Source organism: Seonamhaeicola aphaedonensis, from assembly GCF_003386195.1.
GTDB lineage: Bacteria > Bacteroidota > Bacteroidia > Flavobacteriales > Flavobacteriaceae > Seonamhaeicola > Seonamhaeicola aphaedonensis.
In genome coordinates this window covers 172,400-193,625 of the sequence record NZ_QRDX01000001.1, presented here as the reverse complement: position 1 = coordinate 193,625, position 21,226 = coordinate 172,400, and the positions used below count along the sequence as shown (strand labels likewise).

General features: G+C 31.1%; 20 protein-coding genes. 14 read left to right on the top strand and 6 right to left on the bottom strand.

Annotated elements, in window-relative coordinates; genetic code table 11:
* Positions 1 to 92 precede the first annotated feature (92 nt).
* From DFQ02_RS00885 to DFQ02_RS00825, 13 genes are all read left to right on the top strand, one after another.
* Positions 93 to 794, top strand: a complete 702-nt coding sequence (locus DFQ02_RS00885) for a DUF6134 family protein (protein ID WP_116039106.1) — start codon at positions 93 to 95, stop codon at positions 792 to 794.
* A complete protein-coding gene (locus tag DFQ02_RS00880; RefSeq protein WP_116039105.1) occupies positions 781 to 1,446 on the top strand; it encodes a CPBP family intramembrane glutamic endopeptidase in 666 nt (221 codons plus the stop codon). The genes DFQ02_RS00885 and DFQ02_RS00880 overlap by 14 nt, the downstream gene beginning before the upstream one ends.
* Positions 1,443 to 2,429, top strand: a complete 987-nt coding sequence (locus tag DFQ02_RS00875; protein WP_116039104.1) for an NAD-dependent epimerase/dehydratase family protein — start codon at positions 1,443 to 1,445, stop codon at positions 2,427 to 2,429. The genes DFQ02_RS00880 and DFQ02_RS00875 overlap by 4 nt, the downstream gene beginning before the upstream one ends.
* The gene (locus DFQ02_RS00870; RefSeq protein WP_116039103.1) at positions 2,426 to 3,220 is read left to right on the top strand and encodes an SDR family NAD(P)-dependent oxidoreductase; all 795 of its coding nucleotides are present in this window, start codon (positions 2,426 to 2,428) and stop codon (positions 3,218 to 3,220) included. The genes DFQ02_RS00875 and DFQ02_RS00870 overlap by 4 nt, the downstream gene beginning before the upstream one ends.
* Before the next feature lie 4 nt (positions 3,221 to 3,224).
* Positions 3,225 to 4,202, top strand: coding sequence for an NAD-dependent epimerase/dehydratase family protein (locus DFQ02_RS00865; RefSeq protein ID WP_181896327.1), 978 nt, complete (start codon positions 3,225 to 3,227; stop codon positions 4,200 to 4,202).
* A gap of 103 nt (positions 4,203 to 4,305) precedes the next feature.
* Positions 4,306 to 4,743 carry a putative Ig domain-containing protein gene (locus DFQ02_RS00860; RefSeq protein WP_116039101.1) on the top strand — a complete coding sequence of 146 codons (438 nt, stop codon included), beginning with the start codon at positions 4,306 to 4,308 and terminating at the stop codon, positions 4,741 to 4,743.
* A 240-nt stretch (positions 4,744 to 4,983) separates the two neighbouring features.
* On the top strand, positions 4,984 to 6,003 hold the full coding sequence (locus DFQ02_RS00855) for a thiamine-phosphate kinase (protein ID WP_116039100.1): 1,020 nt from the start codon (positions 4,984 to 4,986) through the stop codon (positions 6,001 to 6,003).
* Positions 6,000 to 7,280, top strand: coding sequence for an aminotransferase class I/II-fold pyridoxal phosphate-dependent enzyme (locus tag DFQ02_RS00850; RefSeq protein ID WP_116039099.1), 1,281 nt, complete (start codon positions 6,000 to 6,002; stop codon positions 7,278 to 7,280). Before DFQ02_RS00855 ends, DFQ02_RS00850 begins: the two co-directional genes overlap by 4 nt.
* Position 7,281: 1 nt before the next feature.
* Complete coding sequence (locus DFQ02_RS00845; protein ID WP_181896326.1) at positions 7,282 to 8,331, top strand: DUF3419 family protein; 1,050 nt, start codon at positions 7,282 to 7,284, stop codon at positions 8,329 to 8,331.
* Complete coding sequence (locus DFQ02_RS00840) at positions 8,328 to 9,269, top strand: GNAT family N-acetyltransferase (RefSeq protein ID WP_116039097.1); 942 nt, start codon at positions 8,328 to 8,330, stop codon at positions 9,267 to 9,269. The genes DFQ02_RS00845 and DFQ02_RS00840 overlap by 4 nt, the downstream gene beginning before the upstream one ends.
* A 74-nt stretch (positions 9,270 to 9,343) precedes the next feature.
* Entirely contained in the window at positions 9,344 to 11,512 is a 2,169-nt protein-coding gene (locus tag DFQ02_RS00835; RefSeq protein WP_181896325.1) for an efflux RND transporter permease subunit, read from the top strand.
* Positions 11,512 to 12,456, top strand: a complete 945-nt coding sequence (locus DFQ02_RS00830) for a diacylglycerol/lipid kinase family protein (protein WP_116039095.1) — start codon at positions 11,512 to 11,514, stop codon at positions 12,454 to 12,456. Before DFQ02_RS00835 ends, DFQ02_RS00830 begins: the two co-directional genes overlap by 1 nt.
* A 10-nt stretch (positions 12,457 to 12,466) precedes the next feature.
* Positions 12,467 to 13,444 (top strand): UbiA family prenyltransferase, encoded by a 978-nt coding sequence (locus DFQ02_RS00825; protein WP_116039094.1) that lies wholly within the window; start codon positions 12,467 to 12,469, stop codon positions 13,442 to 13,444.
* An 88-nt stretch (positions 13,445 to 13,532) separates the two neighbouring features.
* Here the strand turns inward: DFQ02_RS00825 and DFQ02_RS00820 are convergent, their stop codons facing one another.
* Both DFQ02_RS00820 and DFQ02_RS00815 read right to left on the bottom strand, forming a co-directional pair.
* Entirely contained in the window at positions 13,533 to 13,844 is a 312-nt protein-coding gene (locus DFQ02_RS00820; protein ID WP_245940186.1) for a hypothetical protein, read from the bottom strand.
* An 18-nt stretch (positions 13,845 to 13,862) separates the two neighbouring features.
* Entirely contained in the window at positions 13,863 to 14,831 is a 969-nt protein-coding gene (locus DFQ02_RS00815) for a sodium-dependent bicarbonate transport family permease (protein ID WP_116039093.1), read from the bottom strand.
* Positions 14,832 to 15,131: 300 nt separating this feature from the next.
* On the opposite strand from DFQ02_RS00815, the gene DFQ02_RS00805 reads away from it, so the two are divergent.
* Positions 15,132 to 16,055, top strand: coding sequence for a LysR family transcriptional regulator (locus tag DFQ02_RS00805; RefSeq protein WP_116039091.1), 924 nt, complete (start codon positions 15,132 to 15,134; stop codon positions 16,053 to 16,055).
* Between the two features lie 57 nt (positions 16,056 to 16,112).
* Here DFQ02_RS00805 and DFQ02_RS00800 read toward each other — a convergent pair whose 3' ends face one another.
* From DFQ02_RS00800 to fbaA, 4 genes are all read right to left on the bottom strand, one after another.
* Positions 16,113 to 18,362 (bottom strand): polyribonucleotide nucleotidyltransferase, encoded by a 2,250-nt coding sequence (locus DFQ02_RS00800; protein WP_116039644.1) that lies wholly within the window; start codon positions 18,360 to 18,362, stop codon positions 16,113 to 16,115.
* A 278-nt stretch (positions 18,363 to 18,640) separates the two neighbouring features.
* Positions 18,641 to 18,910 (bottom strand): 30S ribosomal protein S15, encoded by a 270-nt coding sequence (gene rpsO / locus DFQ02_RS00795; protein WP_116039090.1) that lies wholly within the window; start codon positions 18,908 to 18,910, stop codon positions 18,641 to 18,643.
* 127 nt (positions 18,911 to 19,037) lie between these two features.
* Positions 19,038 to 19,898 carry an acetyl-CoA carboxylase, carboxyltransferase subunit beta gene (accD, locus tag DFQ02_RS00790; RefSeq protein WP_116039089.1) on the bottom strand — a complete coding sequence of 287 codons (861 nt, stop codon included), beginning with the start codon at positions 19,896 to 19,898 and terminating at the stop codon, positions 19,038 to 19,040.
* A 259-nt stretch (positions 19,899 to 20,157) separates the two neighbouring features.
* A complete protein-coding gene (gene fbaA, locus DFQ02_RS00785) occupies positions 20,158 to 21,225 on the bottom strand; it encodes a class II fructose-bisphosphate aldolase (RefSeq protein WP_116039088.1) in 1,068 nt (355 codons plus the stop codon).
* Between the last annotated feature and the right edge of the window lies 1 nt (position 21,226).

Genomic DNA, 21,226 nt, shown 5'->3' with positions numbered 1-21,226 from the left:
TCCTAATTATTACTTCATAGACCTTATAGGATACTTACATGGTGTCATGCATGTAATTTTATGATTGTTATTAATCGTATAATGAAATTGCCATGACATCAATGTTAATTGTTTACCTCTTCAAAAGATTTAAAAGTAACCCTTACTTTATTAAAGTATCACTCCATTTTAAAAAAGCAGCCTTAAAACTAAAGCTTTTAATGTTCCTTTTAACTGTAACTACTTCATACGCGAATGATGAAGGCTCACCAAATCAACATACAAAATACCATATTATTAAAGATAATGTTGTCATTGGTTATATTAATATAGGTCATAGTACAATCAAAAACTCTCTTACTTATTCTTTAGAAAGTGATATTAAGACTAAATTTCTTTTTAAATTTAAAATCACAGGTAAGGAAATATCAGCGTTTGAAAATAGTGTTTTAACCTATTCTTCTGTTTTTAGAAAAGTAAACTATAAGGTAAAAGTTAATCATAGTGTAGTTTTTAAAGATAACCAATACTGTTTAAATTGCACTGAGAAAATAGAAAGTCTCCATTGTAAAAAGATAGATAGAAATTTAGTGACTTTTTACTTCAAGGAGCCAAAAAATGTGACTAATGTTTTCTGTGACAATTTAAAACGATTAGCCCCAGTTGAGAAAGTTGGAAAGAATAAATATAAGGTTCAGTTTTCAAAAGCAAAATATAGTGTGTTTCACTATGAAAATATTAGATGCGTAAAGACTGAAGCCTATAGTACCTTGTTTGATGTAAACCTAATTCTAGTTAGTCATGATAGCAAATAATTGGGTTTTAATAGGAGTGGTCTTTCTAACTTATTTCATTGTGAGTTGGGTGTATAAAAGGGTAGATGTTACAAATCTTGAAAAAGCATTACCTGTTAGAAATGGTATTAGATTTTTAAATTTAAAGCATGGTTTAGGTATTGTTCTTTTTGGGATTCTTTTTTATGTTATATTTCCAAGTTACAGGTACCTGATTTGTGAATTTGAAATTGCTAAACTTGAAATATTAATTCCATTCTTTATTCTAACTTTTTTAAGTGCTGGCATTTCAAATATGACAGCCAAAGGTAATTTGGGAGATAAAATAGGATTTAGTAACCATAGCTTTTCTGAAGCTATGGTGTACTTCACAATCAGGTTTATTTTTTTATTGTGTTATGAGTTCTTTTTTAGAGGCGTTCTATTTTTTATGTTTTTAGACCATTTCAGTCTATTTATCGCAATTACCTTAAGTACGATACTATATTTTATAAGTCATTTATTTGATTCCAAAAAAGAATTGATTAGAACCATACCATTTGGAGTTTTACTTTGTATTCTTACGTATTACACTTCTAGTATTTGGTATGCTTTTATTGTGCATTTGGCACTTTCTGCAACTTATGAAATTTCAATTTTTTACTATAAAACTATAAAAACCTTTAAATCATGAAAGTATTATTAACAGGAGCAACCGGGTATATTGGCCATGAATTAGCACTTGCTTTGGCTTCAAAGGGCATAATAGTCCATGCATTGGTAAGAGATATTGAATCTGAAAGGGTACCAAAGCATAAAAATATAGTTTTATTCAAAGGAGATATTTGTAACCATGAATCTATTGAAAAAGCTATTGATAATTGTGACTATGTGTTTCATACTGCAGCATATACCAATTTAAAAGACTCTAGAATAGATAGTTTTTATAATACTAATGTTTTAGGTACCGAAAATATTCTAAATGCTTCACTAAAATTTGATGTTAAAAAAGTAATCTATACAAGTACGCTTTCGGTTTTTGGACCTTCATATAAAGATGTATTTATTTCAGAAAATCAGCCTAGAATTGTGTCTTATGCTAATGATTATGAGCTTACAAAAGGCATGTCTGAAGAGCGAGTAAATGAATACAGGAAAAAGGGACTTTCTTCAATCATATTAAATGTTTCTAAAGTTTATGGACCAGGTCCTGGAACCTATTCAAACGGTGTTAATCGTTTAATTTCTATGTTTCTCAAAAAGGATGTTTTAATAGTCCCAAATAAATTAGAGTCAGAATCTAATTATGTATTTATTAAGGATGTAGTGAATGCACACATACTTGCTATGGAGAGTGATATTTCTAATGGTAAATACATTATTGGTGGTGAAAACATTAGTTATAATAGACTTTTTAATACCATAAAAACTTTAACTAAGAGTAAAATTAGAGTGGTGAAAATAAATTATGATTTAGTAAAAGTGTGTGTGTTTATTTTAAACCTATTGAAGGTAGTTAGTAGGAGTAATCCAGTTGTAACTCCAAAAGTTATAGACTCGTTATTTGTAAATCGATTGTCAACCTCAGAAAAGGCAAAAAAAGAGTTGCATTATAAAACCACATCTTTTGGGGTTGGCCTTAAAGAAACTATTCAATATTTAAACAAAGTATCATGAAGCCATACGCAGTAATAACGGGAGCAAGCTCTGGACTTGGTAAGTCGATTGCATTAGAATTGGCACATAGAAATATCAATTTAGTTTTAATAGCGTTACCATATTCTGGGTTGCCAGAACTGTCAGATTTTATTAGAACCAATATTCAGGTTGATGTACACTATTTGGAGCTAGATTTAAGTGATACAAAGAGTACTTATCAAATTTCTGATTATGTAAATAATAAGAAACTTCATATAAAATATTTAGTAAACAATGCGGGTGTTTTAAGCAAAGGCTTTTTTACTGATTTAAGCGATAGGTTTATTTTAAGTCAAATTGCTGTAAACATAACAACACCAACACTTTTAACTAAGTTATTATTAGATAACTTAAAAGCATCTGCCCCAGCATCTATTCTAAATATTAGCAGTATGGCAAGTTTTTTTGCTTTACCCAAAAAGCAAGTATATGGAGCCACAAAAGCATATTTAACATCTCTTTCTCATAGTTTAAATAAAGAATTGAAGCGGGATAATATTTCCGTTACAGCTATATGTCCCGGCGGATTAAATACGACCTCTTGGTTGTGTTATCAAAATCGGTGTATGGGATGGCTAATAAGAAAAACTATCCTTAACCCCGAAGATGCCTCAAGAATAGCTGTTAACGCTATGTTTAAAAAAGAAAAGCTTGTTGTTCCGGGGGTTGTGAATAGGTGTTTGATGTTTGTAGATAAGATTCTACCTGATTTTATAAAAGATTATTTAACTAATAGAGAGCTAAAAAAACTAAATGTTTCAAAAACTTGAATTTATGATTAGTGAAAGAGTTTTAGTTACTGGAGCTAATGGTTTACTTGGAACCAACACGGTTATAGAGTTACTCAATCAAAATTATTTGGTGAGAGGTCTAGTGCGGGATACTAATAAATATAAGGGGCCAAATCATTCTAATTTAGAACTATTTCAAGGAGATATTCTAAATATTTCAGATTTAAAAAAAGCAACTTTAAATTGCCAATATGTAATTAATTGTGCTGCTATAACAGATCAGAGTGAATTTGATTATAGGATGTACCATTCGGTAAATGTTCAAGGAGTAAAAAATATATTGAGTGTAGCAGTTAGAAATAATGTAAAAAAGATTATTCAGGTTGGTACTGCTAACGAGTTTGGTTATGGTGGACTGAATGATTTAGGGGATGAAACTAAGAAAATGAAACCACCATACAAAAAGTCACTTTATGCAAGAAGTAAGAAAAATGCCTACCATTTTTTGAAATCAAAAACCGATGATATCGATATAGTATTTATAAACCCTACATTTATGATAGGTTCTTATGATAGCAAACCAAGTTCGGGAAGAATTATATTAATGGGGCTTAAAAAAAAGCTAGTTTTTTGTCCTCCTGGAGGTAAAAGTTTTGTTTGTGTTAAGGATGTTGCAAGGGGAGTAGTTTCAGCATTAAAGTGTGGAGATAATAAGGCCTCCTATTTAATGGCTCATGAGAATTTGAGTTTCCTAGAATTTTTAAAGATAATGAGAAATCAGACGAAAGGTAGATTTCGAATAATTTTAATACCAAAGTGGGTTTTGATATGTCTAGGTTGTTTTGGCAGTTTGTTACGTTTTTTCAGAATTAAAACGAATCTATCAATGGAAAACATGAAATCACTTTCAATAAATAGCTTTTATTCCAATCGAAAATCCTGTGAGCAACTTTATATAAATTATACACCAATAAAAGAAGGGATTAAAGATTGTGTTAAATGGTTTGAAGTTCAGACTTAAGGAGCTATAAAAATTGTCCAGAATTATCGCTGAACAGAAATCTTGGATATTAAATATTTAAATCCAACATAAATTTGAATATAACGGTCAAAGTATAAGAGTTATGAAAGCTATCATAAATAAAGGAAGGTTAATTAGTTTCTATTGCTTTGTAATAACGATGATTGTAAGTTTAACTCTTTTCTCATGTGAAGAGGTTCTTGATACCGTAAAGGATTGTGTTATACCAAATCCTGAGCTTCCAGATAAACAACTAAAGACAGCCAAATTAGGAGAACCATATTCGGAAGAAATAAAGGCTTATTTAAAAAATGAGCCTAATGTTGATGGTTATATATATAGCTTCAATATTAAAGGACAGTTGCCAGAAGGTATAACAGTTAATCGATTTCATAGAACTCTGTTTTTTGAAGGAATCCCTACGGAAACAGGTGCTTTTAGTATTAATATAACTGTTGAGGTACACGAATCAATTCAAGCTATTGATATATGCGTCAAGAAAGCCACTAGAGAATATACTTTAGTTGTTTCGAATCAATAAACTTAAAAAATGAATTTTAATAATAGAATCATGAGAAATATAATAAAATTTATTACAGTAATATTTTTTTGTTTCGTTACATGTTTAGGATGCTCTAAAGATTCAGATATAACTTGTGGACAATAACAGATATAACATGGTCTGTCTTTTATAAATTTAAGTTGAAATAGAGTAAATTTAATGATAGTGCATTTTTATTAATTACCTTATCATGGTTTAAAAAATTTAACGTTTAGGGTTTTGAGTGATAATAAAATTATAGAAAATGAAAATATAAAATCAATTGCAGGTACTTTTTCTAGAGCACCATTTCAACTAAACGCGCTTTTAGAATCTGATGCTGAATTGATTCAATTTGATTCTGAAAACATTCTGGCAATGACTTATGATGCTATTGTTGAAGAAATAGAGGAAGGGCTTTATACTGATAACTATCAAATAGGATGGATGGCAGTAACAACAAGTGTAAGCGATTTGGCGGCGGTAGGAGCTAAGGTCTTAGGGTTGTTATTGGATTTAAAAATTCCAAAAGAATTTAGAAATACTGATTTAAGTGAATTACAAAGGGGAATAAATGATGCCTGTAAATTTTACGGATGTCATATTTTGGGTGGTGATACAAATGCTAATAAAACCCTACAAATAGGGTCTACAGCAATAGGTTTTTGTAAAAATAAACTTATGAGAACAGGAATGCAGACATCAGATATTTTATATACATCTGGTAAAATGGGCTTAGGTTCATCATATGCATATTCTCGGTTTATGGGAGACGCTAAAATCGAATATTTGCCAAAAGCAAAAATTAAAGAAGGGCAATTACTAAGTAAATTTGCCAGTAGTTGCATTGATACGAGTGATGGATTGTTTCCAGCAATTTGCCAACTTATGGAATTAAATAACCTAGGGATTAATCTTACAACTCCTTTAAATGACATTCTTCATAAAACATGTTTGAAAATTTCTGAAGAGAAACAACTTCCAAATTGGATTTTTATGTGTGGTCCACATGGTGAATATGAATTATTATTCACTATTCCCTCAGACAAGATTAAAAAGTTTGAAACCGAGGCTAAACGAATAAATTGGAATCCAACTAAGATAGGAGATGTAGATAATAAATCAAAACTGTTTACCAATGTTGACGGTTTTTCAATAAATATTTTTGATACAACTAATCTTTACAATAAGAATAATATTAAAAGTCCGCAACAATATATGGTGGAGTTATTGAAATTAGATAAAGACTTGAGATTATGAGAAATTTGTTGAATGAATTAACTGCAGAAAAAAATGATCTATATCATTTTGAAAAAGCAAATAGGAATAAATCATTGAAGGATAAAAGTTCTTGTTTCAATGCTATGCTTAATAGATTAGAGGTAAATAGGGAGTTTACGTATAGAAGAATGATTGTTTCTGCAACAGGAAGAACGGTATCTGTATTTGATAATGCACTTAAAAAAGAACGCGAAATGTTAATGTTTGCTTCTAATAATTATCTCGGTTTTGCCAATCACCCTTACATAAAAGAAAAAATAGACGCTGTAATACAAAAATTTGGGATTGGTATAGGAGGACCACCATTATTGAATGGATATACCTTACTAATGAATGAACTAGAAGATAGACTGTCAAGTTTGAAAAAGAAAGAAGATACTCTCATTTTTCCATCAGGATATATGGCTAATTTAGGATTGGCTTCAGCCATATCTAATACCCAAAATAATTTTGTCTTAGATAAATACAGTCATGCATCTTTATACGATGGCATAAAATTAAATAATGCTAATTTCAAGACTTTTAGACACAATGATATAGGTTCCTTAGAGAAAGTTTTGGTTGAATTAGACCAAAAAAAATATAAAGAAACATTTGTTTGTGTTGAAGGGGTTTATTCAATGGATGGTGATTTAGCAAAATTGCCTAAAATAGCTGAAGTATGTAAAAAACTTGGTGTTCTACTTATTCTGGATGATGCACATGGTACAGGTGTTTTAGGAGATAAAGGAGGTGGAACTGCTGAACATTTTCAATTAGAGAAAGACGTAGATATTTCCATGGGTACATTTAGTAAAGCATTTGCACTTACAGGAGGTTTTTTATCGGCTGATAAAGATATAATAGAGTATTTTAGATATTATTCGAGGCCTTACGTTTTTTCGGCAGCACTTCCGCCAGTTACAATAGTTTCTGTATTAGCAGGACTAGACCTTTTAGAGCATGAGCCGTGGAGGCGTAAAAAGGTTCTGGAAAACACAAAATATGCAGTTAGTAAGCTAAGAGGTTTTGAGTTAACAGCTGAGCCAGAGGCTGCGATTATTTCGGTTAAAGTACCAACATGGATAAATATTCGTAATGCAAACATGCAACTAGATAAGATGGGAATATTTATCAATTCTATCGAGTTTCCGGCGGTGTCTCAAAACGATCAACGATTTAGGATAAGTATTTCCGCAGAACATAATCAACAAGATATTGATAAATTGGTTGATTGTTTAGAAGAAGTTTGGCATGATTCAGCTAAAAATTCTTAATATGATATGGTATTCTCATGTTAATGAAGATTCCTCTCCCGAAATAGCTTTCAGCAAAGGATACTATTCAGTGATTTCTGTTATTGGTAGTGGTGAACGCCTTATAGCCTTACTAAGTAATACTCATCTAAAACAAGTCTTTGCGGTAGATACAAATTCTGATGCTATTGAATTATTGAAATTAAAATTATTAGCATTAACTGAACTTGATGTTGAGGGCTATTTGAGGTTTACGGGTGCTTCTGAAATGTCTGCGAATGAAAGGATGATGTATTTTATGAAACTCCAAAATAAATTAGAAGCCTCTACAAGGAATTATTGGAACAAAAATCATCGTATTATAAAAAAAGGAATACTAAATATTGGTCAATATGAAAAATTTTTATCTAAGGCTAGACCATTATTAAATGTATTTTTAGGAGTTTCATTTTTAAAAATGTTTAATCAAGATTATAATAGTTATTCAAAATTTAGATGGAAAATTGTAAAAAATATATTCTCAAAAAAAACAAGTTATTTGCTACTGGGGAATAAGGATCCTGCATTTATTGGCAAAGGTGTGGATGCTTCAATAATTACTAAAGGCTTTCAAGAATTGATAGATAAAAAAGAAATTCACAAATCTTTTATGGCCTATTTAGTTTTCTTTGGGTCTTTAAAAAAAATGGATGTAGAGTTTTTACCAACATCCCAAAATCCTGAAACTTTAAAAAAAATTCAAGATAGGTTAAGGAAAAAAAAAATTGAAATACAATTTATAAATAATGACGTGTTAAACTTTCTAGAAAGTAATGCTTTTAAATCATATAATTCTAATGTTTTTTTATCGATGTCTGATATTTTAAGTTTTCATAAAACAGACTATGTTATAAAATGCATAAAAGCTTTGAAAGTATCTGACAAATGTGCCTTTGTGTTTAGATCTTACTTAAGAAATCATATTGATACTAATATTATCAAAAAAATTAAAGCATTGGGATATAAGGTTAAAGATGTTTCAAATATGGAGAGCACTAAAATGTACAAAGTTCATTTAGTAGAAAAGTTATGAACAGTTTTCAATATGAAATAATTCCATACTCAGAAAAGTATGAAGCTGCTTTACTTGCTTTGGAAAAGAATGCACTTCAAGGAAAATGGATTCAACTTGAAATGGTTAAAACATCTTTTGTTAGGCGCTCGGAGAATTTTGAAAAGTATCAAATATATCTTGCAGTTGATTTTAATGGTGAATTATTAGGTGTTTTGGCTGCCTCAATTGTGTCAATTGTCATTAATAATACAAAAAGGAATCTTGGTTATTGTTATGATGTAAGGGTAGCAAAGCATGCAAGGGGAGAAGGTTTAACAAAGAAAATGGGGATGTATGCTTATAAGAATTTTTATTTACCTAACAACGTCTCAAATGTCTTTCTAACAATGAAAAAAGGTAACAAAGCAGTACGTAAATCTGCCGGAATTCTAGGTCTAAAACTCTATAAATACCCTTTTTCGTATCTCACAATTCCAACCAACAGAAGATTGAAAAGAAGCTACAACCAATCTATTTCTGAAAAATTAACTGTATATGCTCCAATAAATAAACAAAAAGTAAAGTCTTTTTTTTACTTTATCAACGGAAAACCAAAAGTTTGGAAAACAAACCTTATATATCATTTAAAAATTAGAAAACTTCACTTTTTAATTAAGTTAATCAATTATATTTTAACCTTCTTTCAAGCATATAGTAAACAACTCCCTAAAGAAGGAGATGAACTAAACTTTGGTATCTTAGTTTATGATAATATACCTTCAAAAGACGAAGTAAACTCCATTTTAGATTTTCTCGAAAAGCAAAATATTAAATACCTTTTAGTAGCTTGTACTAAAAGCTCAGGCTTATATTCGGTTTTAAAACCTATTTCAATTAATTCTTATGCTTATCAGATATGTAGCACTTTCCCTGTAGATCAAAATGATTTTATAAGTTTAGATGTTAGGTGTTTATGATAAAGCAATGGATTAAATATCGTTATGTTTTACTAGTAATTGTAATTGTGTTTACTGTTTATTCTATATCAATATTGAATCGAATAAAGTATAACACAGATTTTTATCAGTTTTTCCCTGAAAACGACCCAGAGTATACCTTTTATAAACAAGTGAATTCTCAATTTAAAGATTATAGTAATATTCTTGTAATAGCTTTAGAGAATCCGAAGTATTCTTTTGACCAAAGCTTTTTAGATACCTCTAAAATTTTCATAGATAGTCTAAAGAGGTTTGCTGAAATAAGAAGAGTTAGTTCATTAATTGATCTATCCTACCCGTATAATACGTTTCTTGGTTTAACGCAATTACATTATTTGAATAAAGATGATAGTTCCAACATAGCCATAGATCTTAAAAAAGTTTTTAAAGATTATGAATGGACACAATACTTCATTAATAAAGAAAGTAATGCTTTATTTGTTTGGATTGAGATTGAAGATAATTTAGATAATAGCGATACAGTATTATTATTAAATAAACTAGAAAAATTAAGAAATAGTTTAACAATAAACTCTTATATAATTGGTGATAAGTACCTTGAAACTTCCTTCAAGGATTTGCTCTCTCTTGAAATAAAAGATTTTACACTTTGGTTTTTTGTTTTTTTAATAGTCACACTTGTCTTAATATTTAGAAAATTTATTGCAATTATATTTCCATTGATTGTCGTTTTTGTTTCACTTGTTATTTTTTTAGGAGGTATGGCTTACTTTAATAAGCCATTGGGTATTATGGCTAATTTATTTCCAGTAATAATATTAATAATTGGAATTTCAGATGTCATCCATTTGTCATACAAATACAATTCGTTGAGAGTAAATGAGGTTTGCAAAAAAAAAGCACTTTATGTTACGTTAAAAGAAGTTGGTAAAACAACATTTGTAACCTCTTTTACAACAGCTATTGGTTTTTTTGTTATGTATATTTCTCCAATGCCAGCAATTAGAGAGTTTGGTTTGGAGGCTGGATTGTCAATACTTTTAGTTTATTTAATAACCGTTTCTCTTACTCCTGTATTTTTCTTAATGACTAAAAATAAAATCACTTTTTCATCAAGTAATTTTTTTGAAAACTTGTCAAAAGTGATTATTAAGAAAGCTCAGTGGTTTAATGGTCAACCTAAAAGTGTTTTGGTGACATATATAAGCATATCAATTTTTTCTGTTATTTCGATTTTTTTTATTAATGTGAATAACTATAAATTGTCTAATGTGCCAAGTAATAGTGAACTTTCTAATAATTACTCTTTTTTTGAAAAAAACTTTGGTGGCGCAAGAGATTTTGAATTGCTTTTAATAGCAAAAAAAGGTGTTAAATTAAATGAACCCGATATATTAGAAATGGGTTTGAATATTCAAAATTTCCTCGATAGTTTAGATTACGTAAATTCAATTAAGTCACCAATTTTGTTTTATAAATTATTTCATAGAGCCTACAAGCCCTTTTCGTTCAAAGCGAACCCTATTCCAAGTGATGAAAAAAGTATTTCAAAATATGATAAGCATATAGGTGTATTTAACAATGGAAACTATTTATTTAATAAGGAACATAGTATTTATAAATTTTCGGGAAGAATGAAGGACATAGGAAGGTTGAATATTAATGAAAAAAATAATGAAATATTAGGTTATATAAACACATTAATTGATACCACAAAAGTTCAAGCAAGAATAACTGGAAAAGATTATTTGGTTGATAGAGCACATAAAGTACGTATAGACAATATGATTTATGGGTTAATAATAGCAATTATTTCTGTAGCAATAACCTTAGGTTGTATATATAAAAAAGTAGCATTAGTTTTTTTGACCCTAATTTTAAACCTTGTGCCAATTTTAATTGTTGCAGGTATAATGGGGCTTACAGGTATAGAGTTAAGAGGAGCAACCTCTATTATTTTCACTATAGGATTTGTAATAGCTATTGATGATACCATACATTTCCTGAGTAGTTTTCAATTAGAAAGAAAAAAAGGTAGTAGTTTGAAACATTCAATTTTAAAAGCTTTGGAAGAATGCGGCAAAGCAATACTAGGTACTAGTTTTATTTTATTAGGTGGATTTAGCGTATTAATTTGTTCTGGATTTATGGAAGTATTTACTCTTGGAATTCTCATAGGAATAACGGTATTCATAACACTAACAGTGGATTTAATTTTGGCTCCCGTACTAATGTTAACCTGGTTTAAAAAATATATTTAATGAAACCTAAAAAACTAGTAATATTAGTCAATCTAAATGCAAGACAAGGAAAGTCTGCTAACAAGTGGAAAGAAATATGTTCAAGTATACTTGATATTTTTCCTGAGGAAACAGAAATCGTTACATATATGCCTCCGTGTGATTTTAATGGGATGATAAAGAGTTTGTATCATGAAAAAAAAATTGATGGGTTTGTTAGTGCAGGTGGTGATGGAAGCCTGAATTATATGCTTAATGTTCTATTAAATATCGAAAAAAGTGATTCTAGGCAAGTATATATTGGAGGTATAGGTTTGGGTTCCAGCAACGACTTTCATAAACCTTTTAATAAATATGTGAAGAATGTGCCTGTGAAAATTAATTGGAAGATTTGTCAATTATATGATGTAGGGAAAATTACATACGAAGATATTAATGAGCAATTCCATACAAGATATTTCATAATAAATGCAAGCATGGGTATTACTGCTGAAGCTAATTATAGGTTCAATCATCCAAAGTTTTTTCTTAAATTTCTTAAAAGATATTGGGTGGATGCTGCTATTTTTTTTACTGCTGTAAAAACTATTTTTTTATATAGGAATTATAACGCAGAACTATTAATAGATGATAAGATTAACGAAACTATTACTTTGTCTAATTTATCAGTAATTAAAAACCCAAATATTTCAGGTAGTTTTAGGTATGAACAAAATATATCTTTTAATGATAATGTTTTAGGGTTGAACTACTGTGATAGAATGAATAAGGTTGAGCTTTTGAGAACTTTAATTGCTCTTATTAAGGGTAAATTTAGTACTAATTCTAAAAGAAAAACATATAAACTAAAGAGTTTAAATGTATTCATCGGTAAGCCTATGCCTATTGAGGCAGATGGAGAGGTTTTTATAGGAAAAAATTGTAGGTTTTCAGTTGTTCCTAATGCAATATATATAATGAATTAATGTATTAAAAATGAACAGAAAAAACTCTAAAATGAAAAATACCTATCCCATTTTTAATTTTAAATTCTTCAAAGCTTATTTAATTCAGTGTCGGCCATATTTATTGTTTCTATCAGGAATTGTAGGATTGAGTGGAATAGCTATTGCTGTAACAGAAAATATCAGTACAAACTTATGGTCAATATATTTGGCTTTTGTTCCGCTGTTTTTAGGTTATGGTTTTGGGCAAGCACTTACAGATACATGGCAGATTGATACTGATTCTATATCGGCTCCTTATCGACCATTATCAAAAGGTGTAATTTCAATCAAATCAGTTAGAATAGTTAGTATACTCGGTCTTGTTTTAAGTGTGATCATTTTAGTTTACTTGAATTTTTGGAATATTATCTTAGGGGCTTTAAGTGTTTTTGGATTAATAACATATTCATATTTTAAAAAGAATTTTTGGTTTGTTGGACCATTTTATAATGCTTGGATTGTGGCTCTATTACCGTTAATGGGATACATTTCTATTGTAGATTCTAAGTCATTTTCTAGTAAATTATTGATGCTGGTTTTATTAAGTTTCATGTCTTATACCAATTTCGTGTTAATGGGATATTTAAAAGATATATCGGCAGATAGAGAAACTGGATATAAAACTTTTCCGGTTGTTTTTGGTTGGAACAGAACGGTGTGGATTGGAGATATTATTGTTTTATTAAGTACAGTTCTAGTTTTGTTAACAGTAGAAACAGGGATTGGAATAGGCATAGCATCAATAGCTACAATATTAACTATTTATGGTCAGATATATGCACATTTAGCAAAGGTCAAGGAAGAATCATATGCCTCAATTCCAGTTGAAATGACAGTTAGGAGCTTTATATTATGGCAAATCGCAGTGATTTTAGATATCCATCCTAATTGGTTAGTAGTTATTATAATATTCTATCTTTTTTTTGAGGTATTTTTGTTTTTTAGACCTGAAAAATCGCAAATATGAAAACGATAATAATTTAGGAAAAAATATAACCCCATCAATATTATGAAGGGGTTATAAACTTAAATTATTATATGACAAATAAAATTTACTATGCTTCTTCAATACTTATTATACCGTTAATCTTTAACTTTTTACCAGATTGTCTTAATTCGTTAAAGAAAATCCTAGTATCTTCTTTAGCTTTTATAAGTTCATCAATTCTTGCATTATCATATTCACACAAATCATTAATATTACCTTCTGTTCTAGATAGTCTTTTTAACTTGTGGTAGTTAATTTTCACATCAAGTACACTATTAATAATGTCGGCTGCATCAGATACGTTAAAAACACCATCTATAAGATCAATGCTTTTATTTTTTGCTCTAGTCATGGTTTTTTGTGTTATTGATTTTTTCATAATTTTTGAGTTTTTAAATTAAAATGTATTTTGAATAATATATAAGTATAGTGGCATTCCCAAGGTTATATTAAAAGGGAATGTTATGGCTAAGGCCATTGGTATGTATAAGCTTGGGCTTGCTTTTGGTACCGCAATTTTCATGGCTGCGGGTACTGCTATGTAGGATGCGCTGGCTGCTAAAATGGCAAATAAAAGCCTGTTTCCTGTTCCTGTAATAAAGCTTCCGGTAGAGAAAGCTACAATGCATCCGTTAACAATAGGTACTATGATTGCAAATATTAATGCGAACTTTCCTTTTTTGACAAATTCATTTAGTTTTTTACCACTGGTTATTCCCATATCTAATAAGAATACCGCAAGAAACCCTTTAAAAATATCTGTTGTGAAGGGTTTAATACCTTCTGCTTGAGCATCATTAGCCAAAAATCCTATGACTAAACTCCCCAGAATTAGTAACACACTTCCATTAAAAAGGGCATGCTGTAAAACGTTTTTCATAGGTATGTTGGTTTTTTCCTTTCCACCTTTAAAAAGCATAATTAACAAAAGACCAATCATAATAGAAGGAGCTTCCATTAATGCCATAACGGCAACCATATGGCCACTAAAAGCTATTTGTTCTAGTTCTAAAAATGATATGGCTGTAACGAAAGTAACGGCACTAACTGATCCGTAAGAGGCAGCTATGGCTCCTGCATTTTCAACACTAAATTTTCTCCGTAGTATAAAATATGCATAAACAGGAACTGCTACAGCCAAAAAAATACCAAAAAGAAGAGACCATAAAATTTCTAAACTAAACTCACTGTGTGCCAATTCTTGACCACCTTTAAAACCTATGGCCAATAGAAGGTACAAGGAAATAAATTTTGATGAGTTCTCAGGTATTCTTAAGTCACTTTTAAGTTGTACGGCAATAACACCTAAAAAGAAAAATAAAAGCGCAGGGTTAGATAGGTTGTCTACTAGTAAATGTAAATCCATTTGGTTATTTTAAATTTTTTAACTTTTGTTTTTAGTTCGTGCGCTCATCAATGCAAAAATGATTATGAGCCCACACAAGGCTAGTTCTTTTAAAAAAAGTTTGTTGTTTAATATTGATAATGATAAAAAAGTAAAGTAGGTCGTTACTAAAATTATTTCTTCTAAAGTGCTTGGTTTTTCTTTTAGTTTTTTTAAACCGTTGTTAATTGCTTCTCTCATGTAATTTATTTTTTGCAAAGGTTATTATTTTTGTTTATATATTTTTATTTATATTTATTATGAAATATATAAACTCTATTTATGAATTATACTTTGCATCAGCTTGAGATATTTCTTAAAATAACTCAATTACAGAGTGTTACGAAAGCTTCGGAAGCGCTTTATTTAACCCAGCCAGCTGTTTCAATTCAGTTAAAAAAATTTCAAGAACAGTTTAAAACACCTCTTTTTGAAATTGTTGGCAGGAAAATTTACATAACAGAATTTGGTGAGGAAATTGCTAAGGCTGCCGAAAATATTTTGAATGAAGTGCAGGCTATTAATTATAAAGCGCTTTCATTTCAAGGGGAGCTGGCAGGAAAACTTAAAATAGCCATCGTGTCAACGGCTAAGTATGTGATGCCTTATTTTTTATCTGATTTTATGAATCAGAATAAGGGTGTAGACTTAATTATGGATGTAACCAACAAGGCAGAAGTGGTTAGAGCATTAGAAAATAATGAAGTTGATTTTGCTATGGTATCTACCATTCCAGGTCACTTAAAGATTAATAGAATAGAGTTGATGGAAAACAAATTATTTATGGTTGCCGGTAAAGATTATAAACTTAAGGGCAAATATCTGTCTTATTCAGAATTTCAAAAATTACCCTTAATATATAGAGAGCAGGGATCGGCAACGCGTTTGGCTATGGAAAAATTTATTGATTCTAGAAAAATTTCAACTTATAAAAAGATAGAATTAAAATCAAATGAAGCACTCAAACAGGCTGTAATATCTGGTTTAGGCTGTTCTATCATGCCATTAATTGGGATTAAAAATGCTATTGCAAATGGTGAATTACAGATAATTCCAGTGCAACAATTACCTATTACAACCAATTGGAATTTAATTTGGCTTAGTTCAAAAAATCTAACCAATATTGCCAAAGCTTTAATTGACTATATTGAGGGAAATAAGGCGTCTATAATTAAAAAACATTTTAATTGGTTAGATAAATATTAAAATAAACAAGCCTTTCAAAACAGAAAGGCTTGTTGTTTTATTGTTAAAAGAAAGAAATTAATCTTCTTTGTTGTCGTCTCTAGGTCTTCTATCGTCTCTGCTGCGGTTATCTCTACCTCGATTATCACGTCCACGATTGTCTCTACCTCTGTTATTGTTGTTCTCTCTTGGAGGTCTTGGTTGCCAACCTTCAGGCTTTGGTAAAATAGCTTTTCTGGAAACCTTTTCACGTTTAGTTTTAGGGTCAAAACCCAAGTATTTTACATCAATAGTGTCCCCAACATTAACAACATCGGTAACGTTATTAGTACGTTCCCAGGCTAACTCAGATATATGAATTAATGTATCATTACCTGGCGCTTCAACATATTCTACAACAGCTCCAAAATCTAAAATTTTGGTAACCTTCATTTCGTATACACTTCCAACTTCAGGTTTAAACGTTAAAGAATCTATTTTAGCCAAAACAGCATCTATGCCAGATTGATCTGTACCTAAAATTTCAACAATACCTTCTCCGGTTACAGGGTCTTCGTTTATAACAATGGTTGTTCCAGTTTCTTTTTGTAATTCTTGAATTACTTTTCCACCAGGACCAATGAAGGCTCCAATTAAATCATTTGGTAATTTAGCTGTTACCATTTTTGGTGCATGCGCTTTTACATCCGTGTTTGGTGCAGCAATGGTTTCGGTTAATTTACCAAGGATGTGCATTCTACCTTCTTTAGCTTGCTGTAAAGCATTTACTAAAATCTCATAGCTTAATCCTTTAATCTTAATATCCATTTGACAAGCTGTGATACCATCTTCAGTACCAGTAACTTTAAAGTCCATGTCACCTAAGTGATCCTCATCTCCAAGAATATCAGAAAGCACTGCATAACGCTCACCATCAGAAATTAACCCCATAGCAATACCAGATACTGGTTTTTTCATTTGCACTCCTGCATCCATCATAGCCATAGTACCAGCACAAACGGTTGCCATAGATGATGAGCCGTTAGATTCCAGTACTTCAGAGACAATACGCACCGTGTAAGGACAATCTGCAGGTACCATACGTTTTAACGCACGTTGTGCTAAGTTACCGTGTCCAATTTCTCTTCTTGAAGTTCCTCTTAAAGGTCTTGCTTCACCAGTTGAGAAAGGAGGGAAGTTGTAGTGTAAATAGAAACGTTCTTCGCCTTCTAATGATGGATTATCTATCATATTGGCTTCACGCGACGTTCCCAAAGTCACAGTAGCTAATGCCTGGGTCTCACCACGTGTGAATATAGACGACCCGTGTGTTGATGGTAGATAATCAACCTCACACCATATTGGTCTTACTTCTGTTGTTTTACGACCATCTAGACGAATACCCTCTTCTAATACTAAATTGCGTACCGCTTCTTTTTGAATTTTACTAAAATATTTAGAAACTAATCCGCCTACTTCTTCTAATTCTTCTTCAGTATATTCAGCTTTTAAAGCATCTTTTAATTCAGAAAAAGCTAAACCTCTATCACTTTTAGACGATGCGCTTTTAGCAATTTCGTAACACTTATCGTAAGCAAAGGCTTTTACCTTTTTAAGAACGGATTCGTCTTCAGCTTCAGGTTCATACGCTCTAGTTTCTTTTGCGCCCACTTGAGCCACTAAACGCTTTTGAGCTTCAATTTGAACTTTAATAGCCTCATGAGCTACTTTAATGGCTTCAACCATTTCTTCTTCAGAAATCTCACTCATTTCACCTTCAACCATCATCACAGAGTCTTCTGAGGCTCCAATCACCATATCAATATCAGACTGATCTAACTGAGATAAACTAGGGTTAATAATAAACTCACCGTTGATTCGTCCCACACGAACTTCAGAAATTGGAGTTTCAAAAGGAATGTCTGATAACTGAATAGCGGCAGAAGCGGCTAAACCAGCTAAAGCATCTGGCATAACTTCCTTGTCTAAAGACATTAATTGAATCATTACCTGGGTTTCAGCGTGGTAATCTTTTGGGAATAATGGACGTAATACACGGTCCACAATACGCATTACTAGAATTTCTTCAGTGCTTGGTCTTGCTTCACGTTTGAAAAAGCCACCAGGGTAACGACCCGCAGCAGCAAATTTTTCACGATAATCTACTGTTAATGGTAAAAAATCAACATCAGCAGCATCGTAATTAGATACTACCGTACATAGCAACATCGTTTCGCCAGATTGCACCACAACGCTACCATGAGCTTGTTTAGCTAGTTTTCCGGTTTCAATAGAAATTTCTCTACCGTCACCAAGGTCTATGACCTCTTTAAATACATTTGGAATCATAAAATTTTCTTCTTGTTCAAGCAAACTAAACTTATAGCCTGAACTATGTTAAACAATGGTCGTTGTGTTGTTGTAGTTGTTGTGTGTGGCATGAATGCCCTGACCAATGAAAAACTATAATTAGCTTCTTCTAATTTTTGTCATTGCGAATCACGTTTTTGGCGTGATGTGGCAATCTGTTTTTTTAAAATTTTAAGATTACCACGTCGTTACACTCCTCATAATGACTATGTAACTTTATATTTAAACAAAAAAGAGGCTGTTAAAGCCTCTTTTTATTATTTTCTTAATCCTAATTCTTTAACTATGGCACGATATCTTAAAATATCTTTCTTCGTTAAATAATCTAGTAACGCTCTACGCTTACCAACTAATTTCACTAATGAACGTTCTGTGTTAAAGTCCTTTCTGTTGTTCTTTAAGTGTTCTGTTAAGTGGTTAATTCTGTGAGTGAATAACGCAATTTGAGCTTCCGCAGTTCCAGAATCATTCTTTCCCTTTCCGTGTTTTGCGAAAATTTCTTCTTTAATTTCTTTTGTTAAATACATGCTAATATTATTGTAAATGATTTTTATGTATTCGAAAGTCTTTCTTTCGAGCGGCAAATATACGCTTTTTTATTGATTTGCAAGAGAATATATCAAAAAGTAAGAGCGACCATTTTGGTCGCTCTTTTTAAGCTCTCAAAGGTTGATTCAGTATTAAGTCTAAATACTGATTTACTTTCTTTTTTAATTCTTTTCTAATAGTTATAAAGTCTAAAAAACCGTGTTCTAGTAAGAATTCTGATGTTTGGAAACCTTCAGGTAAATCTTGTCCCGTGGTGTCTTTAACTACACGTGGTCCTGCAAAACCAATTAAGGCTCCCGGTTCACTAATATTGATATCACCTAACATAGCAAAAGAAGCCGTAGTTCCTCCCGTAGTTGGGTCTGTACATAATGATATGTAAGGAAGTTTTGCTTCTGCCAATTGGGCTAGTTTAACAGAAGTTTTTGCCAATTGCATTAGAGATAGCGCAGCTTCCATCATTCTGGCTCCACCTGATTTTGAGATCACCATTAATGGCAGTTTGTTTTGTAATGCATAATCTGCTGCTCTAGCAATTTTTTCTCCAACAACGCTACCCATAGAACCACCAATAAAACTAAAATCCATACACGCAACAACTAAATCCTTTCCTTTAGATTTGCCAACTGCGGTACGAACGGCATCCTTCAGTTTGGTTTTATCTTGTGCTGCTTTTAGCCTATCGGGGTATTTTTTAGTATCTTCAAACTTTAGAGGGTCTTTAGATTCTAAACCAGCATCTAACTCTTTAAACTTATTATTGTCAAAGAGTATTTCAAAATATTCTTTACTTCCTATACGTACATGATACCCATCTTCTGGACTAACATAATAATTTTTTTCTAACTCTTCGGTATCTACTATTTTTCCAGTAGGTGTTTTATACCACAGTCCTTTAGGAGTGTCTTTTTTCTCCTCAGTAGAGGTGGTTATTCCTTTTGTTTTTCTTTTAAACCAAGATGACATACTTGTTGTTTTTTAGTTCTACAATGATAAAAAATAATTAATTTATCATTGATTTCTTTTTAATGAGGCATTTGCTAATCCTTATTGATTTGAATTTTAGGAAACATTAAAAGCCTGAGGACAAAATTAAACCTTTTTTTAGTTTTGGAGTGCAAGGAAGTACTTTATTATAATGCATGCATATTACTTCTGAGGATACACTTCATAAAAAAGACCCCTATAAGAGGAGTCTTTTTTATGAATTTATTTAAAGTTTTTACTACAAGGTATTTACATTGTTTAAGTCTTCAAAAGCTTTCTTTAATCTCTCAACGAATGATTTTTCACCCTCACGCAACCAAACACGTGGGTCATAGTATTTTTTATTGGGGACATCATCACCTTCAGGGTTTCCAATTTGAGACCCTAAATAAGCTTCTTTGTTTTTCATGTAATTGCGAATACCACTCATGAAAGCATATTGTAAATCGGTGTCAATATTCATTTTAATAACGCCGTAACTAATACCTTCTCTAATTTCTTCTACTGTAGAACCAGAACCACCGTGGAAAACAAAGTCTATATGATTGTGCCCAACACCATACTTTTCAGAAATGTATTCTTGAGAATTTTTTAAAATCTTCGGTGTTAATTTAACATTACCTGGTTTGTAAACACCATGAACATTTCCAAAAGCAGCTGCAATTGTAAACTGATCACTTACTTTACTTAATTCTTCGTAAGCATAAGCAACTTCTTCAGGTTGAGTATATAATTTAGAATCATCAACATCAGTATTATCAACACCATCTTCTTCACCTCCGGTAATACCTAACTCGATTTCAAGCGTCATATTCATTTTGCTCATGCGCTCTAAATATTTTTTACAAAGTTCTATGTTTTCTTCAATGGGTTCTTCAGAAAGATCAATCATATGAGAACTGAATAATGATTTTCCAGTTTCAGCAAAATGCTCTTCACTGGCTTCTAATAGACCATCTATCCATGGTAATAGTTTTTTTGCACAGTGGTCTGTATGTAATATTACAGGAACTCCATATTCTAATGCTAATTTTTGAACATGTTTTGCTCCAGCAACAGCACCTGCTATGGCAGCTTTTTGTCCATCATTACTTAGACCTTTACCAGCGTTAAATTGTGCACCACCATTTGAAAATTGAATAATTACAGGGGCATTTAAGTCTCTAGCTGTTTCTAATACACCGTTAATGGTATTAGATCCTATTACATTTACAGCGGGTAGAGCAAATCCTTTTTCTTTTGCTAATTTAAATATTTCCTGTACCTCATATCCTGTAGCTACACCTGGTTTTATGTTGTGTCCCATT